Genomic DNA, 24,048 nt, shown 5'->3' with positions numbered 1-24,048 from the left:
ACAGGAGCAATGTATGCCATCTTGTATACCACACCAAAGAGAGCGCGCTGTTTCACCCACCCCAGCCCTCTCTCTGTTTTTTTTACTAACAGCGATCCTATCCCTATCCATTTCCCCGGCCCAAGCCAATCTCGCTGCAAAGTCCTGGGCGCCTGGTCGTCTTCTAGTACAGCCTAAAGCCGGATTATCAGATGTGGAATTTCATAAAGTGCTCGCCCGCACCGGAGCCACTCCCGCCGGTCGCATCGGCCCACTCAATGTCCGTATCGTAAGGGTGCCCGAACAAGCCGAAGAAGCCGTGGCTCGAGCTCTGGCGCGCAATCCCCACATCAAGTTCGCTGAAAAGGATTGGGCCGTGGAGCTGAGCGAAATAACCCCCAATGATCCGAAATATGCAAGCGCCTGGCATCTGCCAAAAATCGAAGCTCCTTTCGCCTGGAATACTTCACTGGGCGATAACATCACGGTGGCTATTTTGGACACGGGTATAGATGATACGCACCCAGACCTATCTGGAAAAGTCATCCCTGGTTGGAATACCGTCAGCAATGACAGTAATACTTCCGATATCCACGGCCATGGCACCAAGGTGGCCGGCACCGCCGCAGCCAGCAGCAACAATAGTCAAGGAGTGGCCTCTATCGCTTGGAATGCCCTTCTTATGCCCCTTCGCGTAACCAATTCCAGCGATGGCTGGGCCTACTGGAGCGATATTGCCGAAGCCTTGACCTGGGCGGCCAATCAAGGCGCTCATGTCGCCAACATCAGTTATGATGTTACCAATAGCTCAACCATCTCTAATGCCGCCCAATATTTTCGAAGCTTAGGGGGAATCGTAGTAGTCGCCGCTGGCAACAATGGCAGCAATCCCGGTTACAGCAATAACCCCTATATGATTTCGGTTTCTGCGACCACCAGTAGCGATGGCAAAGCCAGCTGGTCCAACTATGGTAATTATGTGGATGTTGCCGCCCCCGGTGCTGGGATCTGGACCACCAGCCGGGGCGGCGGCTATGGCTCAGTCTCAGGTACATCCTTTGCCAGCCCCGCTACCGCTGGGGTCGTTGCGCTAATTCTGGCAGCCAACCCGCTCCTGTCGCCGGGAGAAGTGGAATCCATTTTGACGAGCACAGCCGATGACCTCGGCGCCGCCGGCTGGGACAGTTTCTACGGCCATGGCCGTATTAATGCGTACCGTGCCGTGGCAGCCGCTAGCGAGGCAGACACTACGGACACCCAAGCGCCCACAGTAGCCATCCTCTCTCCCAATGGGGGGGCCACGCTATCCGGTACCATTGCCATTGACGTTAGCGCCCAGGATAATGGGGATGTGGCCCGAGTCGCGCTATATGCCAACGACCAATTCATTGCTGATGATACCACTTCGCTCTATGGTTTTAGCTGGGACTCCACGTTAGCAGCTGATGGTTCGGTCTCTCTTGTGGCTTATGCCTATGATAGGGCAGGCAACGAAGGTATCTCCTCCCCGGTAAATGTGTTGGTAGATAACAGCCCTGACCCCATCGACACCACCCCCCCCAGCATAACCATTACGGAGCCTGCGGATAACAGCGCCGTCAGCGGTACGGCCCATATCCAAGTCAGCGCCCACGATAACATGGCACTTGCCGCTATTCGCCTCTCTATCAATGGCGTGCTCAAGAGTGTAACCGACACCAGCCCCCTCTCCTACAGCTGGAATACTCGTAAGGAAGCTCAAGGCTTCCACAACATTAGTGTGGCTGCCGAGGACAGTGCGGGCAATACCAGCACGACCTTTATTACGGTTAAAGTGAGTTCGGGTAATAAAAGCACCGGGGGTAGGAAAGGAAAAGAGAGTAAAAACAAATAACAGTAAATTTATTTAAAAAACTTACCTTTTACAGACACCGGCATATGCCGGTGTCTGTTTTTTTTTACATAAAATTTATTCAGGCTTAATGCAGACGATAACGCCTACAGAAACCCAAGCCTAGAAAACCAACGCCAAAAAGGGCGAGGACGCTGGGCTCAGGAATTTGTTGCAACCCTCCACCGCCTTGATTCCAAGTTACATCATGGGATCCAGGGTTATTGGCCAAGGAGGTTCTAAACCTGCCCCCGCCTTGCTGACGGGTTTCCAGGGCTAGCACATCAAAATGGATCCAATCCAGGCCACTGGCGCCAGCGATGGTAAGGGTTTTGATTTCCCCATCCGCTGCCCCCGTTTCATCCGCAAAATTAGGGACAGCCCCGCTATTTTTAGCAAAATCGCCAATATCATAAAACAGGAAATCCGAAATATCATCTTTGAGGGGATCATGGCGGTTAGGGAAAAGACTGCCCAGATTCGGCAACCTAAAGAATGACCCTAAACCATTAATTGTTAAACTGGCATCAGCTGCGCTCAGGGTGCCGTCAGGAACCGCGGCTAGCAATACGGCTCCACGAGTATCAAAACTGCTGTCATAGCCAAAATCACTCCAGTTATCCCCCCCTGAAAACTGTCCTCCTAGAAATCGCGTATTGGGCTTGTAAACACCCGCCACAAAAAGACTATTTCCATTGGTAATGGCGGTGTCTTCTTCTACCGGATTGAATGTGCTTCCCTGATAATCCCCATACGCTCCTTCACCGACGCCGCCGGGAACACCGACTTGCAAGGTCGGAACAGCATGGACGGTAGAAGTCATACTTAACGCCATTAAAATTATTGGAATTCTTAGTTTACTGAGCATTGCTTTTCACCTGAAAATGATGGTTTTGTAAATTTTACTTCAATGTTATTGATGCAAAATAAATGCCCGCTTTCAAACCCATAAAATTTGGTAAATTTTTCCTGGGAGGTACCCCTTTTAATTCAAGCATCTGTCTCGTTTTATTACGATTTAATAATTATTTCTTGTGAGTTTACAATAAAAAATTTATATATTAATGACTTGTAAAAGAAAGCATGAAACATACATATTGTAAACTTTATGGACAGTTTTGCTTGAAACCACGCATGGCTTCTTTTCGCCTTAACCCCCTCTATCAATGAATACCCGATAATTCTCTCCCGTAAGCGTAATAAAACCAGCAATAAAATACGCTCGCTGAATACTGTCTAGGGGACAAAGGCAATAAAGAGGCAAGACCTTACATTAGGAAGCCAAGATAGAGGAGATAGCCGCGAACAAACGGGAATATTTTCTAATTATTAAACGCTGCACTCCCTAATGAGGGATATTATGCTCATTCGCGGCTTCTTTAAATTGGGTATTCACTGAGATTTGGCAGGCTTAAAATCGGCAGGATCCAAAGTATGACGTTGGAGAAGCTTATAAAAATCGGTGCGATTACGCCGGGCTAACCGGGACGCCCGAGTCACATTACCATCGGTAATTTTAAGTAGACCCGCAAGATATTCCTGCTCGAATTGCCTCCGCGCATCAGCAAAGGAAGGAAATTGGCCTGACTGCTGACGCAGCGCTTTTTTTACCAGTTTGGCGGAAATGATAGGCGTGGTTGACAAAACCACGGTTTGCTCCACCACATTACATAACTGACGGACATTGCCCGGCCAAGGGGCGCTAACCAATAGCTCAATTGCCTCAGCCGAGAATCCTCGAATGTTTTTTTTGCTTCCACGCCGAAAGGTGTGTAAGAAATGATTGGCAAGAAACAGAATATCTTCCCGCCGTTCAGCGAGAGAGGGAATTTCCAAGATCACAACATTAAGCCGGTAATAAAGATCCTCCCGGAAGTTTCCATCCCGCACCTCCGCATCCAGATCTTTGTGGGTGGCCGAGATAATGCGCACATCCACGCTTACCGTAGAGGTGTTTCCTACCGGCCGTACTTGCTGCTCTTGTAGTGCCCGCAGCAATTTTACCTGGAGCGCAACCGGCATATCGCCAATTTCATCTAAAAATAATGTACCACCATGGGCAGCCTGAAATAATCCTGGATGATCCCGGGTGGCGCCAGTAAATGCACCCTTGGCGTGACCAAATAACTCAGATTCCAACAATAACTCCGGAATCGCCGCGCAGTTAACGGCAATAAAAGGCTGCTTACTGCGCGGGCTCGCCTTGTGAATAGCTTTAGCCAGTAATTCCTTACCTGTTCCACTATCGCCCCGTAAACAAATGCTGGCCTCGCTTTCGGCCACCAGTCGGGCCTGGCTGAGCAGATCCTCCATCAACGGGCTGCGGGTGACAATTTCCTCGCGCCAACTCTCCGGGGTGGTTTCTTCCAAGTCGCGGCAAATACCTGAAACACGAAGTGCCTTTTCCAATTGACTCAATAGCTCCCGGCTATTATAAGGCTTGGTCAGAAAAGCAAAAACCCCATTTTTAGTAGCCTGCACCGCATCGGGGATGGAACCATGGGCGGTAAGAATAATCACCGGTAATGCCGGATTTTTCCGGTGAATGCAATCCGCTAGCGCCATCCCATCCATGCCTCCCATTCGCAAATCCGTGATCACGGCTTGGGGACGGGCCAGCTCTACCTGGGCTAACGCTTCTTCTCCGCTTTCCGCTCGAACAGGTTCATAGCCACCGTTCTCTAAACGAATGGAGAGCAACGACAACAAATCACAATCATCATCTACCAATAAAACTCTGTTATTTTCAGTCATTTGATTCATTCTTTTGCTCAGGCAGCTGCAAATTCTCCTGGGATTGATTCCGGTACTCGAGCCGCTTTTCTATGGTTTTGAGGGCTTCAAGCTTTTGCTCTAATGTTTCCGCCCTTCCTCGTTCATTTTCTAATTGCTGCTCTAGGCTATGAGCCCACTCTTGCTCTTGCTTACGGCGACCATCAAGATACTTCAACCCGCTTCTCAAACGCTTCACCTGCTCCTGCTTTTGTTCAAGTTGCTCTTGAAGCAAGCGGTAACGCCGTTTCTGCTGGGCTTCTTCCATAAGAAAACCTTGCAGAAAAAGGGCTAAATCATAAAGCCCTTTGGCTCCTTCATATTCTTTGGCACCCTCCAACTCAGTCTTTAAAAAAGATCGTAGCATAGCCCGGGCTTGTTCCAAGTCTTGGAAAGGTACTTCGGGCAGGGAGAGAAGCAAAATGAGCTGCAAACGATCAAAGGCCGTGGGTTCTTTGGCAGTAGTCTGCCACGCTTGCTCCAATTCCCGCTGTAACTCCGCTTCCGACAAGGCATGCAAACCCCGATAGTACTGCAATAAAAGCTCGGAGTCTCCAGGTTCAGGCTCTAAGGAATTGGGTGATGGAACAGACAACTTATAGGCAGGGGACGAAAGTTCATAAACCGGAATTGGAGACCCTGGCTTCAAACCAGTGCAGCCTCCTAATAAAAAAAGAGCCAGCATAGCCCAGCCTACCCCTAGTACTGCCCCATAACCCATCAATGCCCTCATGGACGCCGCTCCTCTACCGCCAGGGGCAAGGTTACCCGAAAATGCGCGCCCTTTCGGCTTTCCTTGACAAGCTCGATATTGCCCCCGTGGGCGAACACGATTTCCCTCACAATTGAAAGCCCGAGGCCAGTCCCCTTGACAGGGCCTGATGGCTGCGCTTTACCTTGATAAAAGGAATCAAATATCCGTGCGCTATCTTCAGGGGCAACACCAGAGCCTGAGTCATGCACCTCCAGGCAAGCTTGGCCCTCTTCCTGAGTTAGTTTAATTTCCACTGAACTGCCAGGTGGTGAATATTTAAGAGCGTTAGAGATGAGATTATCAATGATAATTTTCAAACGTTCCTGGTCACCAAAAATTTTTACCGGATCCAAATCCACGAGAAACTTAACCTGCTTTGACAGGCTAGTCGGGATGTGATCACTCAATACAATTTTAATCAACTGATCCAGCCGCACTACTTCGGGGACACGCTCGATTTGATTAGTACCAGCCAAATTAAACCGGAGCATATCTTCAATTAATTTCTGTAAACGCAGGCTATTACTGCGCAAAATCCGGGCTACTTCCAGCTGCTGCGCGCTCAAACGACCAATGACTTGATCGCAGAGCAATTCCGATCCTTCACGCAGGGCTGCCAGTGGTGTTTTAAGTTCATGAGAAACATGCCGGAGAAATTTTACCTTGGTTTCTTCTAGCTCGACCAAACGGCAGCGTAGCCAATCCAGCTGTTGTCCTAGCACTTCCAGATCCCGTGGACCAGTTACCTCAATAGGCGTATCGAAATCCCCATTACCAAGGCGCCTGATAGATTTATCAAGTTGGCGAAAATACCCCCTAATCAAGAACGTAAATAAAACAGCCAACAACCCTGCCGCGGGGATAAGACCTAGAGCCTGCCAAAAAAGCGATTTCTGAGCCTCTCGCGCCGTCTCTTGTAAAGCATCTACCTCCTCGCCTACCAATTGGTTGCTGTCCGCTAGCAAAGCCCGGGCCTGCCGCGCCAACCCCAAAAACTGATCAGCCGCTTGTTTGCCAGCCTCAGAGTTTAATGTATAAACACTCAAGACATCGTAAATAGCACTTTCCTCCCGCGCTAGGGAGTCAAACCCCTGCCGCTGCGCCTCGCTAAGCGGTAATTCTAACATTTGCTCTAGTATATCCCTGAATTTACGCCGATTAGCCATATAAGCCTGATACAGCGCGGGATCATCTAGCACCTGGAACTGTCTTGCAGCCCGTTCCATAGCAATAAGCTGCTGTACCAAGATCCTGCTTCCTTGAGTCACCTGGACGCTTTTATAAACAGCTACCGCGCTTTGGCGCGCTAAATATTCCATTTGAACGGCCGCAAAAATAAGGCCAGCGGATAAGGGTACCGCTACAAGCAAAAATCCACCCAAAATCAAAGTAATAAAAGAGTTTGGGCGTACCCAATAGAAGCGTCCCGGTCGGTATGTTTTAGCCCGCATTGATTTGATCAATTGCTGCCCTAAGAGGACAATTCTAAAATTCCAAGAGATCCGGGCGCCTTTCCTAGCTCTCTCAAAAGGCCAACGGATCGATAGTTAAACAGTAGCGGTTTGACCCTCCATTTATGAAACTTAGCGCCTCGCCCTCTATAATAAAACAGCCACTCGCCGCAGATGATGATTACGAGAAAGCCCTTGAACCTATCGCTGCATCCTCTGGCATGGCAAAATTTAATAGGGCCAGAACGGTAATAATTAGTATGAGGATTCCAACCAACGTTACAGCAAGGCTTAGCTTAGCGCTTATGGCTTTTTTCTTGATAACCTTACCCATCTGGGCGGGCAAACCACCTCCTTTCATCCCAGAGCTCGTCTCCGATAGCCCTACAGCAAGCGCAGGATTCTACCATCTAAAATGGCAGGGAAGCGATTTATCGGCATTAGCCTACGAACTTCAGGAGGCCAATGACATGGAATTTACTCAACCTACAACAATTTACCGGGGGCCGGACCAAGGAACGCTGATTAGCGGGCAAAACAACGGTCACTACTTCTACCGGGTCCGCACCTTAAAGCAGGGACAGTCAACAAGCTCTTGGAGTTCTCCCCTAGTCGTGACCGTGCAGCACCACTCTCTTGCCCGCGCTTTTGCTTTCTTCAGCGCGGGCGCCACGGTGCTCTTTGCCACCCTCGCCCTTATAATTTCCGGGGCCTGGCGAAGCCAAAAAGAGGACTCCTAAATTATGAAGACGCCTCTTAGGGTAAATTTTAAGCGGCTGCAAGCGGATGTGGAAACCCTGGCCCATATCGGCCGGCGGGCCGATTACGGTCTTTATCGCATGGCCTTTAGCAAAGGCGATCAGGCAGCCCGTGAATGGTTCCAAGAGCGCATTCATGAGGCAGGGCTGGATCTTTATATAGACGGCGCCGCCAACATTCATGCCCGCTTCAACTGGAACGGAGAACGCCCCAGCGTCATGACCGGCTCCCATCTCGATACCGTCCCTGGTGCTGGCCACCTGGATGGAGCCCTGGGCGTATTAGTCGGGCTTGAATGTTTGCGCCGCTTCAAAGAACTCGACCTCTCTTTACGCTATGCAGTAGAGGCGATTGCCTTTACCGATGAGGAAGGACGCTTTGGCGGCCTGTTGGGATCCCAGGCTATCAGCGGCCGCCTCACCCCGGAAGCCATCCATAATGCCCGCGACTTGGACGGAATCAGCCTCTCCCAGGCCATGACCGCCCAGGGACTAAATCCCGCGGACATCCTGCGAGCAAGGCGCAAACCAGAAAGTCTCATCGCCTTTTTGGAACTCCACATTGAACAAGGTCCCATCCTTGAGCGGCAAGGCGTTAGCGTGGGAGTCGTCGAAGGAATCGTGGGCCTGTTCAAATGGGAAGTCACCCTTAAGGGCACCGCCAACCATGCCGGCACCACACCTATGGATATGCGCCAGGATGCCTTGCAAGGTCTGGCCGAATTCGCAGGAGAAATTACCCGAGTTCTGGAAGAAAATGGCGGTCCCCGCAGCGTGGCCACTATCGGCCGGGTAGAGGTTTTTCCTGGCGCTGCAAATGTAATCCCAGGAAGCGTCAAGTTTTCTCTGGATGTGCGGGATACCGAGGCAATCATTCTCAAGGATTTGACCCACGCCTTCCGCCTCGCCCTCTCGGCAATCGCCCGCCGCCGCGGGCTCATGTTCGAATTTGAAGTGTTGAGCGAAATTGAACCGGTTAAGTGCGATCCTGGCATCATGGAGACCATCTTTAATGCGGCCCGGAGCCTCGGGGTAGAGCCTTTGCAAATGCCAAGCGGAGCCGCCCATGACACCCAAATCATGGCAACCCTGACCCGGGCAGGCATGATTTTCGTTCCTAGCCAAGGAGGGCGCAGCCATTCTCCAGCGGAATGGACTCCCTGGGAAGACATTGAAACGGGCGCAAACGTGGCCTTGAATACGCTCTATCAATTAGCCCATTAACCTTCAATTAGGATCATCATGACCCATTCCAACGCACCCTTAAAGGAAAGTTTTGATCCACTGCGGGCCAGCTACCGGGAAACCGTTACCGAAATTCCCGCCGTGGTGGAATCCCTGGAAAAGCGCCACACTGCACTGCTGGTGGTAGACTTACAATACCTGGATGCCGCGCCTGGCTATGGGGTTTTCTCCCATTTATCCAAGGGGAAGGTTTCTAAAGACACCCCCGAATTTTATTATTTCGATCAGCTCGAGCGGATCGTCCTACCCAACGTGCAGCGTCTGCAAACCGCCTTTCGGGCCAATAACCTGGAAGTGATCCATACCCGTATTCAGTCCTTGACCAAAGATGGCCGTGATCGCGGCCCGCAACACAAACGCTTGGGGCTCCATGCCCCCGCTGGTTCCAAGGAGGCTGAATTTCTGCCAGCAATCGCCCCCCGGGGAGATGAGATCATCATCAACAAAACCGCCAGTGGCGTTTTTAATGCCACTAATTTGTCCTACATCTTGCACAATCTGGGAATTACGGGCCTGTTTGTGGCGGGAGTCTATACCAATGAATGCGTCTCCACGGCTATTCGCGACGCCTGCGATTTAGGTTTTTTCACCACCCTGATCGAGGATGCTTGCACGACCGTCACTCCAGAGCTGCAAAAGGCGACCCTGCGTGCCCTGAAAGATCGCTATGCCCGAGTCTTGTCTACTGACGAGGCCATTGCGGAAATCAATCAGGTAGTGGCCGCGTGAACTCAGTTCATAGCGCTATCCTGGACCCGCGCCTGGGTTGGATTACCCTAGCCATTCTCAGCATGGTTTGGATTTGGCTCGGCTGGTTTTGGGGGCGCAATGCCAAAGCTCTGGATGAATATGTGCTTGCCGGGCGCCGGGTAGGACTTGCTCTAGGCACCGCCACCGCCATGGCCACCTGGGTCACTAGCAATACCACCATGGCCGCTCCCCAACTAGCTTTTCAAATGGGCATCTGGGGCATGTTGGGTTACTCTCTAGGGGCGGTGGGACTACTCATGTTCGCTCCCCTTGCCCAGCGGATCCGCAAACTTATGCCCAATGGCTACACCAGTGGCGATTTTATCCGCTTGCGCTACGGGAAGGTGGCCTGGCGGATTTTTCTTGCTATCTCCCTGTGCTATGGTCTGGGCTGGCTGGTTAGTATGGGAATGGCGGGCGGAATTCTTATCAATGCCCTGACGGGAATCCCCTACCATTATGGGATGACGGTTATTCTAACTATCTGTGTCGGTTATACCTTGCTAGGAGGATTCCGCGCCGTTATCGGTACCGACTTTATCCAATCACTCCTGATTCTATCCGGGCTGGTGGTTATTGCCTGGCTCGCCATCGATAAGGTCGGTTTTGACCGTATCCATGCCTCAGTCGCCGAGGAGCGGCCCCAATTGCTTAACCTCCTCATGCCTGCCGCTTTAATGTTTCTTTTCAACAACTTGTTGTTTGGAGTGGGGGAAGTATTCCATTCCAATGTTTGGTGGAGCCGAGCGTTTTCCTTTCGGGAAGGCATAGGATTTAAGGCCTATTTCACCGCCGGTATCCTATGGATGCCAATTCCTGTCGTTGCTGGTTTTATTGCCCTGGCGGTTCCCGCGCTGGATCTCAATATCCCGGCGGCCGATATGGTAGGCCCCATGGTTGCCGGAGAATTGCTAGGGGTTACTGGCGCGGTCCTGGTGCTGGTTATGGTGTTCTCAGCCCTCTCATCAAGCCTGGACTCTTTATTGGCGGCAACCAGTATCCTGGTGGTGGAAGATCTCTATCGGCGCCACTGGCGGCCCCATGCCACGGCTTGGCAACTTCGTAAAGCAACGGTGATCGCGATTATTGGTCTTGGGATCTTAACCTGGCTCCTGTGCATCCCCCGTTTAGCGACGCTGGCCGAATTACTCTATTTCACCGGCGCTTTCGTGGCCAGCACCATCTGGCCCATCGCAGCGGGACTTTATTGGCGCCGCACCAACCCCACTGGTGCTGTGGTAGCCATGGGTCTAGGCAGTATGGCCGGTCTCATAGGTTATTTTGCGATTGGTTTCTATGTCGCCGCCCTCATAGGTGCCTTCGTATCGATGGTCATTGTGCTGCTTAGCACCTGGCTTTGGCCCAGGGATTTTAACTGGGATAAGCTACATGAATCTCATCCACAAGGGGAAAGTCCATGCTGATATCGGCTGAATGGTTGACCCGATTAGTGACGGTGGCCTTGATCATTACTACCACCGCGCCTTTTATTTTACTGCTATTACTACTTCGTGATTGGCTGAAGGGACGGTTATGGTGAAAAAATTTGATCCCTTATTAAGAAAACCCTTACAACCGAAGGATGATACAGCGGGGATTGAACGGCCCTTGGCTTTAATGGAGCAAGTGCTGGAAGATCCCGCTCCGTTAGTGGGGTTGGCTAACCGCCCCGTGCTTAGCGCCCGGCAATTCGACCGGGATAAGATCATTCAACTGAGCCGCTTGGCTGCCCTTTATGAAACCACCCCTACCTGGTTACAGCTCCCCCTAGCCGGGAAAATCCTCATCAATGCCTTCTATGAGCCTAGCACCCGGACCCGCCTGTCATTCGAAAGTGCCTGGCATCGACTGGGAGGCGATGTGATGCCCATCACCGATCCGGCTACCACCGGCATCGCTAAGGGCGAAACCTTGGCCGATGTAGCCGAAATGTTCAATAATTACGGAGACTTGGTCGTATTGCGGGATAGCAGCGAAGAGGCCGTCTACCAGATGCTGGAGTCCTTGCGCATTCCTATCATCAATGCCGGTAACGGTATCGATGAGCATCCCACTCAAGCCTTAGCCGACCTGTATACGCTGTTCAAATGGCGACCGCAGCTTATGGCGTCTAAGGTTTCTGCCTCGGCCCAAATACGAATAGGCGTTGTGGGCGCGCCCCGCTACATGCGCACGGTGCGCAGTCTACTGTTGTTCCTAGCCCTATTTGCACCGGCAATAAAAGAGGTAGTCGTTATCTGCCAGCAAGAAGAAGTATTTGCAAAAGAGCAACGAGAAGAATTAGCCCTTTCCGGCCTTACCCTTCGAACGGCTCGCCAACTCAATCCTGAACTTCCCGCCCTGGACGTGGTATATATTAATTCCATCGCTTGGCGGGGGGATAGCTTCGAAAAAATTGGGGAAGACTTGAGACTTTGCCGGTCCTCTCCCTTCAAACCAGGGGCAATTATTCTCCATCCTTTAGCCCGGGGAAAAGAACTCGCCACCGATTTGGATAACACAGAGCATAACTGGTACTTTGCCCAGGCTCGGGGCGCGGTCTTTATGCGCATGGCCCTGCTCACGACCCTTGTTCAACGAATCGATCAAGTAATGGATACCCCCATGCAAAGCTAATCTCTTTCAATCCCGGAGAATGATCTCTCCCAAATTATTGACTGATCCAACAGTAACACTCAAAACTCCCTACTTGGGAATCACCGCTTCCCACCTCCTTACGGCTGATTATTAACCCACAAAAGGAATGAATTTATGTGTGGCATTGCTGGCTACATCCACCTAAACCCTAACCACCCTATCGACCCCCAAACGCTCGTGGCCATGGCCGCCATTCAACACCATCGTGGTCCTGATGGCTTCGGTTATCAACTCATCGACAATCAAGGGATCGGCTTCAGCCACGCCCGCCTCTCCATTATCGATCTGGAAGCAAACCGGGGCCGGCAGCCTTTTACCTCCGAAGATGGCCGGTTGCTGCTTACCACTAATGGGGAATTTTATGACTATAAGCGGCTGCGGGCCGATTTCACCTCCCGCGGCGCCCGTTTTCGCACCAAAAGCGACTCAGAGTTAGTACTCCATCTCTACCCCCGGCTGGGGCTGCGAGGGATGTTGCCCCACTTGCGGGGAGAGTTTGCCTTTGCTCTCTACGATCAGGAAAGGGACCGATTAATGCTGATCCGGGACCGCTTCGGCATCAAACCCCTCTACTGGACCCAGGTCAATGGCACCTTGGTATTTGGTTCCGAAATAAAAGCCCTGTTTGCCCACCCCGAAGTGCCACGCCGCTTCAGCCCCCAGGGCCTGTTTCACCAGCTTATGCAAACCATGGTGCCAGGCAGCACCGCCTTCGAGGGCATTCAGCAGGTCAAACCAGGGCATGTGGTCATTGTGGAACGCAAGCAGGGTAATTTCCAGATCCGGGAAGAGAAATACTGGGATTTGGATTTTCCCCGGCTCTCGGAACGCACCGACTCCCTCCCTGAAGAGCACCATATTGAAGGAGTCCGGACTCAGCTTACCGAAGCAGTGCAACTCCGACTAGAAGCCGATGTCCCGGTAGGCTGTTATCTCTCTGGCGGCATCGACTCCTGCATCGCCCTGGGCCTCTCGGCCGCTATCCAACAAGCGCCGGTCAAAGCCTTTACTATCGGCTTTGATGATGTGGACTACGATGAGACCCCCATCGCCCAGGAAATGGCGCGAGCCACAGGGGCTGATCAAGATATCATCCATCTTAGGGCTGATCATCTCTATGACCACTTCGCCGAAACCCTCTGGCACACGGAACGAACCATCTACAACACTCTCGGTGTCGCTAAACTGCTCATGAGCCGTCACGTTCACCAAACCCAATACAAAGTCGTGGTGACCGGGGAGGGCTCGGATGAATTATTTGGGGGCTATCCCTCCTTCCGCCGGGATATGATTCTCCATGGGCTGGAGACTCTCTCTGCCCAAGAACGTGTCCAGTGGGAACGGGGTTTGGCCGAGAGCAACCAGCTTTTCCGGGGAGCCATGCTAGCCGAGAACGAGACCCATAATACCGCCCTAGAGGCCCTGATAGGTTTCACGCCGAGTTGCCTGCAACCTTGGCTCCACGCGGCTGAACATGTCCCCGCCTTGCTGAGCGCCCCCCTCCGTGAGCAAGTTAAAAGCTATGATCCAGGCCAAGCCATTGCCGAGCATTTGGATGCGGATATGCTGGTTAATCGACACCCCTTGGATAAGGCCCAATATATCTGGATCAAAACGATGCTGGAAGGGCAAATCTTGACCTGGGGAGGAGACCGGGTGGATATGGCCAACTCCATGGAAGCCCGCCCCCCCTTTCTGGACCATCACCTAGCCGAGTTCGCCACGGGATTACCCCCCGCCATGCGGATCAAGGGGCAAAAGGAGAAGTATGTGCTACGGGAGGCCATGCGGGGACTCTTGCCCAAGGTGCTTTATGAGCGGGAAAAATTTGCCTTCATGGCGCCACCTGCCCATACCGATCCTAAAAAATGGGCGGCCATGAACCAATTAGCCCAAAAATACCTAACCGCGGAGGCCATTGCCCATACCGGATTACTAGACGCGCAAGGGGTTAAGGATCTGTTTGCCTTGCACGAAGCCAAACAGACCCCCCTCTCCACTAAAGTCCGGCTAGATGCGGTCATCAACCATCTCCTGGGGGTACAGATCCTGCATCAGCATTTTATCGCCACTGATATCCCGGCGCTGGCCCGGCAGCGGGCCCAGGAATTGGGCTGGCGCGCTTAGTAAACAATCCTATGAAAGCGCCAATTCCAATGCCGTCCGCCAGCTTGGCAGTTGAATGCCAAAGGTATCCCGTGCCAGCGTATTGTCCAAACAGGAGAAGGCGGGACGCCGGGCGGCGGTCGGATAATCCGCGGCAGAAATAGCTTTTAGCTTCGCTACCGATCCCGCCCCTTGCGCTAGGCGCGTCAAAATAGTCTGCGCAAAACCATGCCAAGTCGTCTTTTCCCCACAGCTTAGGTGGTAAATACCTGTCTGTAGGGGAATATAGTTCTGCCTATGACCCCAGGACTGGGCAATGATTTGCGCCGTTCCTTCCGCAATCAAGCGGCTCCAGGTAGGTGCGCCCCATTGATCATCCACCACCCTAAGCACTTCCCTTTCCCGGGCCAAACGCTGCATGGTCAATAAAAAATTATGTCCCCTCAGCCCATAGACCCAACTGGTGCGCAAAATTAAATAGGCTCCACCCACGGCGACAATAGCTTGCTCTCCCGTCAGCTTGGTTTGGCCGTAAACATTCAACGGCCGGGGAGTATCACTCTCGCGATAGGGGGCGGCCTTTTTTCCATCAAACACATAGTCGGTAGAATAATGAATAAACGCCGCGCCCTGCTGGCGGGCCGTTTCCGCCAATACGCCAGGAGCCTTGCCATTAATGGCCAACGCTTGCTCCGGTTCCTCCTCTGCCTTATCCACGGCGGTATAAGCTGCGGCATTGACGATCAAGGCCGGCTGGGTCTCGGCAAGGCAAGGGCGAATACTGTCCAATTGGGCCAGATCCAGGCGCTCCCGCCCCGGAGCAAATACTTCCCCCAAGGGCGCTAGGGTCCGCTGTAACTCCCAACCCACCTGACCTGTGGCGCCTATTAAAAGTATCCGTCTCTGAGTGCTGTTCACGGAAACAGCTCCGCCTCGTTAAAAGCACAACCGGCTTGATCCTTGGCGGAAATGAGCGGCCTTCCATCCAAGGGCCAGTCAATGGCCAGATCGGAATCATCCCAGCGAATGCAGCGCTCGTACTCCGGCGCGTAGTAGGCGGTGGTTTTATACAAAAATTCCGCATACTCGCTTAAAACCAAAAAACCGTGGGCAAATCCTCCCGGTATCCAAAGCTGGTGCCTGTTTTCCGCCGAGAGGCGGTAACCTACCCAACGGCCAAAGCCAGGAGAACGGCGCCGCAGATCAACGGCTACGTCAAAAACTTCACCGGCAACCACCCGAACCAACTTCCCCTGGGGTTGGCAAATTTGGTAGTGCAGGCCCCGTAGAACATGCTGGAGCGAGCGAGAATGGTTATCCTGCACAAACTCGACCTGGGTATCGGTTGCCGCCGCAAAGGCGGCCCGATTATAGCTTTCAAAGAAAAACCCTCGCTCATCGCCAAAGACGCGGGGTTCGATCAACAAAACGCCAGGGAGCGAAGTTGAGGTTGCTTTCATGGAAACCAGGGACTCTTTTTAATACACTTTATCCTGTAACAAGCTTAGCAAATAGTCGCCATAACCGCTTTTTTGCAGCGGCCCAGCTAAACGCACTAGCTCTTCAGCGCCGATATACCCCATCCGGTAGGCAATTTCCTCGGGACAGGCAATTTTCAGACCTTGCCGTTTTTCGATAGTGTGAATGAACAAGGCGGCGTCCAACAGGGAATCGTGGGTGCCGGTATCCAGCCACGCCATGCCTCGGCTCATGACTTCCACAAACAACTGTCCTTGCTTCAAGTAATACCGGTTGATATCGGTAATCTCCAACTCGCCCCGTGCAGAGGGGGACAGAGATTCAGCTATTTCCACCACTTGGGCATTATAAAAATACAGCCCTGTTACCGCATAACGGGATTTAGGCACTGCCGGTTTCTCCTCGATGCTCAAAACCTTGCGGCCATCTTCAAATTCCACCACGCCGTAACGCTCTGGATCATGGACCGGATAAGCAAATACTGTAGCGCCCAAATCCCGCTGAGCGGCCTCCTGCAATAGGACAGAAAGATCATCGCCATGGAAGATATTATCCCCCAATATCAAAGCACAGGGCTCCCCCCCAATGAAGTCCTTGCCAAGGATAAAAGCCTGGGCGATGCCCTCGGGCCGGGACTGCACCCGGTAAGAAAAGCTCAACCCCCACTGGGAACCCTCCCCCAATAACTGCTCGATACGGGGCAAATCCTGAGGGGTGGAAATGACCAAAATCTCCCGGATACCGGCCAGCATCAAGGCCGAGAGGGGGTAGTAGAGCATGGGTTTATCGTAAACGGGCAGAAGCTGCTTGCAAACCGGCTGGGTAACAGGATACAGCCGGGTTCCCGATCCCCCGGCAAGAATAATTCCCTTACGCATGGGCTTGACCCTTGATGCCTAAACGCTCCCGGCGATAACTGCCATCCAATACCCGCCGGCACCAATTCTGATTATCCAGATACCATTGCACCGTCTTGCGCAACCCAGTCTCGAAGGTTTCCCGGGGCCGCCAATCCAGTTCACAGGCTATTTTTCCCGCATCGATGGCATATCGCTGGTCATGGCCGGGCCGATCCGCTACAAAGGTAATGAGGGAACGGTGAGGCCGGTGAGGGGATTGGGGAAGCAGTTCATCAAGAAATTGGCAAATGAGTTCTACTACCTCGACGTTGGTTTTTTCATTGTACCCGCCAATATTATAGGTTTCTCCCGGCTGTCCCTTGTTAAGGACGGTTTCCAGCGCCCGCACATGGTCTTCCACATACAACCAATCCCGCACATTATCGCCAGCGCCATACACCGGCAGGGATTTGCCCTCCATGCCATTGAGAACCATCAGGGGGATAAGTTTTTCCGGAAATTGGCGGGGACCGTAATTATTGGAGCAATTAGTAATCAAAACCGGCAATCCATAAGTATGATACCAGGCCCGTACAAGGTGATCCGAGGCGGCCTTGCTCGCGGCGTAGGGGGAATTGGGCTGATAGGGAGAGTCTTCCCGGAACAGCCCCGTTGCGCCCAAAGAACCAAACACTTCATCGGTGGAGATGTGGTGAAAACGAAACCGGGCTTGAGCGCTTTTATCAAGCTTCCGCCAATAGTCCAAGGCTGCTTCTAGCAAAATATAAGTCCCGGTCACATTGGTGTCGATAAAAGCTGCCGGGTTATCAATGGAGCGATCCACATGGGATTCGGCAGCCAGGTGCAGCACCGCACCCGGCTGGTAGCGGGCAAATATTTGCGTCATAGCCTCCCGCTGGCAGATATTGGCATGGACAAATTCATAGCGAGGGTGAGAAGCAAGGTCTTCCAGGGACTCCGGATTACCGGCATAGGTGAGTTTATCCACATTAATCACCCCCCGCTCCGTGGCTGCAAGAAAATGCCGCACCACGGTAGAACCAATAAAACCGGCGCCCCCGGTAATCAAAAGCGGTTGTTGAATCATAGGCCTTTATTTTTAAAGAGTATTACGCCAATGCTGATCCTCACGGTCAAATAGACGGGAGGTTTCCGGAGGCCCCCAACTACCGGCTCCATAGCTATGGATAAAATCCCGCTCACTGGCCCATACTTTAAGTATGGGGTCCACCACCCGCCAGGCCCAGCGCACTTCATCATAGCGCAAAAATAGGGAATTATCTCCCTCCACAACATCCAAAAGCAAGGCTTCATAGGCATCCAATTTCATCTCTCCCTGCCGGCAAAAAGCAGCATCCAGGGTGGTGATCTCCGTATCCATTTCCAGCCCCGGTTTTTTGACATGCAGCTCAATCCGCATGCATTCATCGGGCTGAATGCCCAATAAAAGCCAATTAGGCTCGATACGCTGGATGGGAGTGTGCCGAAATAACTGCTGGGGAACCCGCTTGAAGCGGATCGAAATTTGAGAGGTGGTCGTGGCCATCCGTTTACCCGTGCGCAAATAGAAGGGTATATGACGCCAGCGCCAGTTATCAATATAAAGCTTAAGGGCCACATACGTTGCCGTCGTACTGTCTTCGGCGACTCCTTCCTCGGTCAAATAGCCAGGCACTTTTTTATCGTTGATAATGCCGGAGGCGTATTGGGCACGAAAAGCATGGGCGTTAACAGCACGGGCCGGAATGGGGCGGATTGATTTCAATACCTTGACTTTCTCATCCCGCAGGGACTCCGGGTCCATGTTAGGGGGAGGTTCCATGGCCACGAGGGCAAGCATTTGCAGCAGATGGCTTTGGATCATATCCCGCAGGGCGCCGGTCCCCTCATAATATCCTGCCCGTCCCTCCAGCCCCCGGGTTTCCGCATGGGTAATTTGAATATGATCAATATAATTACGATTCCATAGGGGTTCGAGCATCAAATTAGCAAAGCGGAATACAAACACATTTTGCACTGTCCCCTTACCCAAATAATGGTCGATACGGAAAATTTGGGACTCCGCAAAATACCGGTGCAAACGGGATTCTAGCCTCTCGGCGCTTTCTAGATCGTAGCCAAAGGGCTTTTCCACCACTAACCGCCGCCACCCCTCTTGCTCCGAATTGAGGCCCACCGCCCCGAGATTATCCGACACCACGCTAAACTCTGCCGGACGAATAGACAGATAGAACACGCTATTGGAGGGGAAATTCTGAGTTTCCTTCTCTAGGTAGTCTTTAAGACGCTGGTAGGTTTCCGACTCTCCAAAATCTCCCTGAAAATAATGCAACCGCTGCTGGAAACGGGCTAAAATCGCTTCATCCAGACCCCCTCTTGCCTTGGGCCCGATATCCTCAGCCACCCACTGGCGCCAATGCTCATTATTCCAGTCCCGGCGCCCAAGGCCCACAATCGCCATTTTATCAGGCAGCCGTTGTGCCAACTCCAAATGATAGAGGGCGGGCAGTAGCTTATTGCGACTCAGGTTGCCGGTAGCACCGAAAATTACAAAAGTACATGATTCGACCATATCCACCTCACCTAGGAAACCCAGCAGCCACGGAGAATCTCTAACCTGATGAGAGCACTAAATGAAAGTTAAAATTTTTCCATGTCCACCACAAAAGTATAAATCCCGCTTAAAAGCAACCATAATATTTATTTATATTCAAACCTTATGGTCGGGGCAACATCACTACTCAAAACTGAGCCCCTTGTTAGCCTAGCCTATAAAATTAAACATTGGTATATTAGTAAGCTTTTATTAAGGTTAAGCTCTAACAATCTTGGCTTTCTCCTTTAGGGGTAGGAGCTTGCCGTGCCTAGCTTAGTTTCTTAGCTTGCTAAGCTTTAAAAAAGCAAAAATAATTATTTTAAAATTAATGATCTACGTTTTATCGCCTAATAAATTTTCTGATTTTTTGAGCGCTTAAAGTGTATAAAATCCTGTTTGCCACCAGCGAAGCGCATCCACTCATCAAAACTGGCGGTTTAGGTGATGTTGCGGGTATTTTACCTATAGAGCTCGCCCGTTTAGGACTAGAAGCAGGTATTATCCTACCCGCCTACCCCGCCTGTAAAACCCATCTTAAAAACTTAAAAGAAGTCGCCCGTTTACGGCTGCCCGCCGCGCTAGAGCCCGTGCGTATTTTAAAAGGCCAACTGCTTGAGGGACCCAACCCGGTCTGGCTGGTAGACAGCCCCGCTCATTTTGACCGTCCAGGCAACCCCTATCTCAACGAGCAGGGCCAAGATTGGCCGGATAACGCGGCGCGTTTTACCACTTTCTGCCGGGCTGTTGCCACCTTGGCAAACAGTCCAGAGTTTGACTGGCAGCCTGATCTCATCCATTGCAACGATTGGCAAACCGGATTGATTCCTCCATTCCTTGCCCCCCTTAGAAGCCGTCCTGCTACCCTGTTCACCATTCATAACCTTGCCTACCAGGGAGTATTTTCCCGGCAACAGTTCGACGCCTTGGAATTACCTTCCGCATGGTGGTCACCCGCTGCTTTGGAGTTTTATAACCAAATTTCTTTCATTAAAGGAGGCTTGGTATTTGCTGATTGGCTCACCACCGTCAGTCCCACCTATGCCAAGGAAATTCTTACTCCGGAATTTGGCTGCGGCCTGGACGGGGTGCTTCGCGGGCGCTCGAAACGCCTGACCGGCATTCTCAATGGGGCGGATTACCAACGTTGGGACCCCCGCCACGATCCCTTTATCGAAAAACGCTACGATCAAACCTGTTGGTCTCATAAGGCGAGCAACAAGTTGGCACTGCAGCGCCGCTATGGTCTCCCCGAAGACGACACCCTCCCCGTACTGGGCTTTGTAGGGCGATTGGTGGAACAAAAAGGGATTGACCTTATCCTCGGCGCTCTCCCGAAGCTGCTTGCTGAAAAAATTCAAGTGGTTTTCCTGGGCGAGGGGGAGGAGCGTCATCAAAATGCCCTGCAACAACTTGCCTCCCGCTACCCAAACCAAATAGGGGTGTCCATCAGTTATGATGAACGGCTCGCCCATGGCGTTCAGGCCGGCGCCGACATTTTTCTCATGCCTTCCCGCTTTGAACCCTGCGGTCTAACCCAGCTTTATGCCTTACGCTACGGTACGGTACCCATTGCGCGCCGCACCGGTGGCCTCTCCGATACTATCGTAGATGCCACCGAAAAAAATCTCCGGCAAGAACTCGCCACCGGATTTACCTTCACGGAATCCTCTCCCTCTGCCCTGCTGACCGCAATCCAGCGGGCCCTGGCTTGCTATGCCCAGAGCCGTCAATGGCGCCGGCTCGCCCTTACTGGCATGGCGCAGAATTTTAGCTGGCAGACTAGCGCTAAAGCCTATTTTGACCTTTATCAGCAGCTCGTTTCCCAGGAATTCAGTTGCAAAAATAACGTCCTCTAACCAAATCAGGTGCCCGACACCCAGCTAGGCAGGTTATAATGACATCTATGAAGCCACAAACTCCTGAAACCAACCCCGCGCTCCAAGATCAGACAGGGAATACCACTCCCTGGCGGGATAAGGAACTGCGCGCCCGCGTCAAACTATTTGGCAATCTCCTAGGCCAGGTCATCCAAAACCAGTCCGGGGAAAAAGTATTCGCCGCTGTCGAGGCCTTGCGCAAGGGCTATATTAACCTGCGCAAAAAAGAAAATTCTGACAAGCGAATCCAGTTGCTGCGCCTTATCGACACGCTGAATGTGGAGAAGATCACCCAGGTCGTGCGGGCCTTTAGCATCTACTTTAGCCTCGCCAATATTGCCGAAGAAGCTTACCAGCACCGGCAACGGCAACGCCGCATCGATGCAGGCGGACCTCTTTGGCGAGGCTCCTTCGAAGAGACTCTACGAGAACTCCGGAAGAGCGGAATTAGTCCCGAGCAACTCCAGATTATGCTGGATAATCTAGCTTATATTCCCGTCATTACCGCCCATCCCACCGAAGCCAAGCGCCGCACGGTGATGGAACATCTCCGCAAAATCTTCCTTGCCAGTAAACTTCTGGACGAGACGCGCCTCAGTCAGCGGGAGGAAGAAACCCTCCACCGCCAATTAGAACGGCAAATCCAGGTCCTGTGGAAAACCGATGAAGTTCGCGCCCACCGGCCCCAGGTCCAGGACGAAATCATCAACGGCCTATTTTATTTCAAAGTTAGCTTGTTCCAGGCCGTACCCGAAACCTATCGCCAACTAGAAGAAGCCATCAACAAAGTCTATGGCGACATGCTGCCCGAGAGCACCACTCTCCGGGTCCCCAGCTTTTTACACTTTGGCTCCTGGATTGGCGGAGACCGGGATGGCAACCCCAATGTCACGCCGGAAGTCACCGCCATGGCCGTACGGCTGCAAATGCGGATGGCCCTACAGCATTATATCGCCTGCATTACTAAATTAACGCGCATTCTCACCCATTCCATTCCTCTCATCAGGCCCTCAACGGCCCTGACTGAAAGCATTAACCAAGATTTGAGCGATTGCCCGGAGACCTTTCGAGGCGATCCCGACCGCTTTAGCCGCGAACCTTACCGGCGCAAACTCTACCTGATGCGCTACCGCCTGATGGATAACTTACGGGCCGTGGAACGATATCTCCTGCCAGAAATCCAGCCCACCCCCCCTCAAGGCGTCGGTTATCCTTCCGAGGAAAAATTTCTTGAGGATCTCTGCCTCCTTCGCGACAGCCTGAGCAGCCATGGTGACGGCAACATTGCCGCAGGGGAATTGCAAGATCTGATTCGCCTAGTAGAAAGTTTTGGCTTTTACCTCCTCAAACTGGATGTTCGCCAGGAATCAGGCCGTCATACGGAAGCAGTAGCGGAATTAGTCAAACACCTCGACCTGCATCCCAGCTATCTCGATCTTTCCGAAACTGAACGGCTAGGGCTCCTTTCCGAACAACTCGCCCGCGAAGAAGAAACCACCATCCAGCGGGAGCGGCTTACCCCCGCTACCCGGGAAACACTGGATCTCTTTCACGTCATGGCGCAAATGCGCCAAGAGGTCAGCCCCCGAGTTTTCGGTCATTATGTGATTTCCATGACCCATGCCGCCAGTCATGTCATGGAGGTCATGTATCTAGGCTATCTTGCTGGCCTCGCTGGACGTCGGCGGGGTCAATGGCATTGTGGTCTGCAAATCTCTCCCCTGTTTGAAACCATCGAGGATTTAGAGCATATCGAGCCGGTCATGACCGCCCTGCTTGATGATCCCAGCTATCGAGCCTTACTACAGGCCGCCGGCAACCAGCAAGAAGTCATGATTGGCTACTCAGATTCCTGCAAGGACGGCGGTATCCTGGCTTCCTCCTGGAAACTGTATGACGCCCAGAAAAAGGTAACCGGGCTCACCGATAGCCGGGGGGTGGATTGTCGTATCTTCCATGGCCGGGGCGGGACCATTGGCCGGGGCGGTGGCCCAACTTTTGACGCTATCCTGTCCCAACCCCAGGGGACTGTCCACGGTCAAATCAAGTTCACGGAACAGGGAGAAGTCCTCTCCTCCCGCTACAGTAACCCCGAGACCGCGATTTATGAACTCAACATGGGTATCAGTGGCCTGATTAAGGCCAGCACCTGCCTCGTCCAACCTCCCCAGGAAGAAAAGCGTGATTATCTCGGTATCATAGACTCTTTAGTGGAAACAGGGGAGCAGACTTACCGGGAATTCACGGAACAAACGTCCGGCTTTCAAGATTATTTCTATGAAGCCACCCCGGTCAATGAAATTGGTCTGTTGAACATTGGCTCCCGCCCCCCCCACCGGAAAAAAGGAGATCGTTCCAAGAACTCAGTCCGGGCTATCCCCTGGGTCTTTGGCTGGGCCCAGGCCCGGCATACTTTTCCCGCCTGGTATGGTATCGGCAGCGCCTTGGAAAAATGGCGGGCTGGCGCGCCCGATCGGCTCGCAAAACTCCAAACCATGTATGAAGAGTGGCCCTATTTCCGTGCCCTGCTCAGCAATACCCAAATGTCCCTGGCCAAGGCCGAGTTGCATATCGCTCAGCAATATGCCGGCTTGTGCCTAGATCCAGAAACGGGACAGAAAATCTTTGCCCTGCTCAGCGCGGAGTACCAACGCACGGTCACCCAGGTGCTCCATATCGTGGGGGCCCACACCCTGCTGGAGGAGAACCCTCCCCTGGCTCTGTCCTTGCAACGCCGGGACCCCTACCTGGACCCCCTCAATCATATCCAACTCACTCTTCTTAAACGCACCCGCGATCCACGAATCACTCCCGAGGAGCGGGAAGCATGGCTTGATCCTCTGCTCCGTTCTATCAATGCCATCGCGGCTGGGATGCGCAATACGGGCTGATTTTAAACCGGTCCGGTGGTCCC

Annotated in this window: 19 protein-coding genes; 10 read left to right on the top strand and 9 right to left on the bottom strand. The window is 52.5% G+C overall.

The features are described 5' to 3' along the window. The first annotated feature begins 13 nt into the window (after nucleotides 1–13). Nucleotides 14–1,852, top strand: coding sequence for a S8 family serine peptidase (locus NOC_RS04310; RefSeq protein WP_011330479.1), 1,839 nt, complete (start codon nucleotides 14–16; stop codon nucleotides 1,850–1,852). Nucleotides 1,853–1,937: 85 nt separating this feature from the next. Here NOC_RS04310 and NOC_RS04305 read toward each other — a convergent pair whose 3' ends face one another. The 4 genes from NOC_RS04305 to NOC_RS04290 all read right to left on the bottom strand — a co-directional run bounded on the left by NOC_RS04305 (nucleotide 1,938) and on the right by NOC_RS04290 (nucleotide 6,838). After that, nucleotides 1,938–2,672 carry a choice-of-anchor N protein gene (locus NOC_RS04305; protein WP_002809333.1) on the bottom strand — a complete coding sequence of 245 codons (735 nt, stop codon included), beginning with the start codon at nucleotides 2,670–2,672 and terminating at the stop codon, nucleotides 1,938–1,940. A gap of 569 nt (nucleotides 2,673–3,241) precedes the next feature. Continuing rightward, a complete protein-coding gene (locus tag NOC_RS04300) occupies nucleotides 3,242–4,603 on the bottom strand; it encodes a sigma 54-interacting transcriptional regulator (RefSeq protein ID WP_002809067.1) in 1,362 nt (453 codons plus the stop codon). Next, nucleotides 4,596–5,354: a hypothetical protein gene (locus NOC_RS04295; RefSeq protein WP_011330476.1), complete on the bottom strand. Its 759-nt coding sequence runs from the start codon at nucleotides 5,352–5,354 to the stop codon at nucleotides 4,596–4,598. The genes NOC_RS04300 and NOC_RS04295 overlap by 8 nt, the downstream gene beginning before the upstream one ends. Then, nucleotides 5,351–6,838 (bottom strand): sensor histidine kinase, encoded by a 1,488-nt coding sequence (locus tag NOC_RS04290; RefSeq protein WP_244860054.1) that lies wholly within the window; start codon nucleotides 6,836–6,838, stop codon nucleotides 5,351–5,353. Before NOC_RS04290 ends, NOC_RS04295 begins: the two co-directional genes overlap by 4 nt. 248 nt (nucleotides 6,839–7,086) lie before the next feature. Between NOC_RS04290 and NOC_RS04285 the strand changes: the two genes are divergently transcribed. The 7 genes from NOC_RS04285 to asnB all read left to right on the top strand — a co-directional run bounded on the left by NOC_RS04285 (nucleotide 7,087) and on the right by asnB (nucleotide 14,343). Then, a complete protein-coding gene (locus tag NOC_RS04285; protein WP_244860052.1) occupies nucleotides 7,087–7,566 on the top strand; it encodes a hypothetical protein in 480 nt (159 codons plus the stop codon). A 3-nt stretch (nucleotides 7,567–7,569) separates the two neighbouring features. Then, nucleotides 7,570–8,808 carry a Zn-dependent hydrolase gene (locus NOC_RS04280; RefSeq protein WP_002809391.1) on the top strand — a complete coding sequence of 413 codons (1,239 nt, stop codon included), beginning with the start codon at nucleotides 7,570–7,572 and terminating at the stop codon, nucleotides 8,806–8,808. Nucleotides 8,809–8,826: 18 nt separating this feature from the next. Next, a complete protein-coding gene (locus NOC_RS04275) occupies nucleotides 8,827–9,558 on the top strand; it encodes a cysteine hydrolase family protein (protein ID WP_002809710.1) in 732 nt (243 codons plus the stop codon). After that, entirely contained in the window at nucleotides 9,555–11,003 is a 1,449-nt protein-coding gene (locus NOC_RS04270; RefSeq protein WP_002810317.1) for a sodium:solute symporter family protein, read from the top strand. The genes NOC_RS04275 and NOC_RS04270 overlap by 4 nt, the downstream gene beginning before the upstream one ends. Further along, nucleotides 10,997–11,119: a hypothetical protein gene (locus NOC_RS18340; RefSeq protein WP_002808720.1), complete on the top strand. Its 123-nt coding sequence runs from the start codon at nucleotides 10,997–10,999 to the stop codon at nucleotides 11,117–11,119. The genes NOC_RS04270 and NOC_RS18340 overlap by 7 nt, the downstream gene beginning before the upstream one ends. Beyond that, nucleotides 11,113–12,195 (top strand): aspartate/ornithine carbamoyltransferase family protein, encoded by a 1,083-nt coding sequence (locus NOC_RS04265; protein WP_002808586.1) that lies wholly within the window; start codon nucleotides 11,113–11,115, stop codon nucleotides 12,193–12,195. The genes NOC_RS18340 and NOC_RS04265 overlap by 7 nt, the downstream gene beginning before the upstream one ends. 135 nt (nucleotides 12,196–12,330) lie before the next feature. Beyond that, nucleotides 12,331–14,343, top strand: coding sequence for an asparagine synthase (glutamine-hydrolyzing) (asnB, locus tag NOC_RS04260; protein WP_002811467.1), 2,013 nt, complete (start codon nucleotides 12,331–12,333; stop codon nucleotides 14,341–14,343). Nucleotides 14,344–14,352: 9 nt separating this feature from the next. On the opposite strand, the gene rfbD is transcribed toward asnB, so the two are convergent. Genes rfbD through zwf form a run of 5 tightly spaced genes read right to left on the bottom strand, consistent with a single transcriptional unit; the run spans nucleotide 14,353 to nucleotide 19,233 of the window. Continuing rightward, entirely contained in the window at nucleotides 14,353–15,240 is an 888-nt protein-coding gene (gene rfbD, locus NOC_RS04255) for a dTDP-4-dehydrorhamnose reductase (RefSeq protein WP_002811113.1), read from the bottom strand. Beyond that, nucleotides 15,237–15,782 (bottom strand): dTDP-4-dehydrorhamnose 3,5-epimerase, encoded by a 546-nt coding sequence (rfbC, locus tag NOC_RS04250; RefSeq protein WP_002810067.1) that lies wholly within the window; start codon nucleotides 15,780–15,782, stop codon nucleotides 15,237–15,239. The genes rfbD and rfbC overlap by 4 nt, the downstream gene beginning before the upstream one ends. A gap of 18 nt (nucleotides 15,783–15,800) precedes the next feature. Continuing rightward, nucleotides 15,801–16,679 carry a glucose-1-phosphate thymidylyltransferase RfbA gene (gene rfbA / locus NOC_RS04245; protein ID WP_002811087.1) on the bottom strand — a complete coding sequence of 293 codons (879 nt, stop codon included), beginning with the start codon at nucleotides 16,677–16,679 and terminating at the stop codon, nucleotides 15,801–15,803. Continuing rightward, nucleotides 16,672–17,748 carry a dTDP-glucose 4,6-dehydratase gene (gene rfbB / locus NOC_RS04240; RefSeq protein ID WP_002809955.1) on the bottom strand — a complete coding sequence of 359 codons (1,077 nt, stop codon included), beginning with the start codon at nucleotides 17,746–17,748 and terminating at the stop codon, nucleotides 16,672–16,674. Before rfbB ends, rfbA begins: the two co-directional genes overlap by 8 nt. A 12-nt stretch (nucleotides 17,749–17,760) precedes the next feature. Further along, nucleotides 17,761–19,233 (bottom strand): glucose-6-phosphate dehydrogenase, encoded by a 1,473-nt coding sequence (gene zwf / locus NOC_RS04235; RefSeq protein ID WP_002811073.1) that lies wholly within the window; start codon nucleotides 19,231–19,233, stop codon nucleotides 17,761–17,763. Between the two features lie 404 nt (nucleotides 19,234–19,637). Here zwf and glgA point away from each other — a divergent pair, with 404 nt between their 5' ends. Continuing rightward, nucleotides 19,638–21,113, top strand: coding sequence for a glycogen synthase GlgA (gene glgA / locus NOC_RS04230; protein WP_002811391.1), 1,476 nt, complete (start codon nucleotides 19,638–19,640; stop codon nucleotides 21,111–21,113). A 38-nt stretch (nucleotides 21,114–21,151) separates the two neighbouring features. Beyond that, nucleotides 21,152–24,025, top strand: coding sequence for a phosphoenolpyruvate carboxylase (ppc, locus tag NOC_RS04225; protein WP_011330475.1), 2,874 nt, complete (start codon nucleotides 21,152–21,154; stop codon nucleotides 24,023–24,025). Nucleotides 24,026–24,048: the final 23 nt, after the last annotated feature.

Origin of the sequence: Nitrosococcus oceani ATCC 19707, from assembly GCF_000012805.1 — a bacterium.
GTDB classification, from domain to species: Bacteria; Pseudomonadota; Gammaproteobacteria; order Nitrosococcales; family Nitrosococcaceae; genus Nitrosococcus; species Nitrosococcus oceani.
This window is presented reverse-complemented; position numbering and strand designations above follow the sequence as displayed.